Raw genomic sequence first — 715 nt, forward strand, 5'->3', positions numbered from 1 at the left:
CAACTGCCAAGGCATCCACCGTGTACGCTTAGTCACTTAACCATACAACCCAAACGGGTCTTTGTTAGTGACAGTTTAACTTCGCCAGAAGTTAATATTGAATACTAAAGTAGATACCAATTAATCATAAATGATTAAATTGGCACTGAATGATACTGCTATCATTCTTTTTTACTTTTGAAAACTCTGTATAAATAACATTGTTATTCATACGAATTTTATTATCAGCTTTTCCAAATTTTTAAAGAGCAGAGAATCAAAAACTTCTCAAAATTAAACACACTCTATTCTCAGGTGATGTTGCTACCCGATAAAGAATATTTATTTTTAAGAAGTAAAGTGGTGGAGCTAAGCAGGATCGAACTGCTGACCTCCTGCGTGCAAGGCAGGCGCTCTCCCAGCTGAGCTATAGCCCCACATATGCTGGTCTTATTGTTTGTTATCCGACTTCGTTTCAATCTTAGTGATAAGATTAAGAAGAAGTGGTGGGTCTGGGTGGATTTGAACCACCGACCTCACCCTTATCAGGGGTGCGCTCTAACCAACTGAGCTACAGACCCAAACAATAAGTGTTGTTCTCTTTACAATTAACAATCATCTGTGTGGACACTACGAACAAATAAGTTCTAAATCGTATAAGGAGGTGATCCAGCCCCAGGTTCCCCTAGGGCTACCTTGTTACGACTTCACCCCAGTCATGAATCACTCCGTGGTA

General features: G+C 39.9%; 2 tRNA genes and 1 rRNA gene. All 3 read right to left on the reverse strand.

Annotated features, from left to right (window positions below):
• Nucleotides 1-340: 340 nt before the first annotated feature.
• Nucleotides 341-416 (reverse strand) — tRNA-Ala (locus PSH50_RS20970).
• 67 nt (nucleotides 417-483) lie between these two features.
• Nucleotides 484-560, reverse strand: a tRNA-Ile gene (locus tag PSH50_RS20975).
• A 76-nt stretch (nucleotides 561-636) separates the two neighbouring features.
• Nucleotides 637-715, reverse strand: a 16S ribosomal RNA gene (locus PSH50_RS20980); the annotation flags it as partial.

Origin of the sequence: Pseudoalteromonas sp. Angola-7 (assembly GCF_028599255.1) — a bacterium.
In the GTDB taxonomy this organism is placed as follows: domain Bacteria; phylum Pseudomonadota; class Gammaproteobacteria; order Enterobacterales; family Alteromonadaceae; genus Pseudoalteromonas; species Pseudoalteromonas atlantica.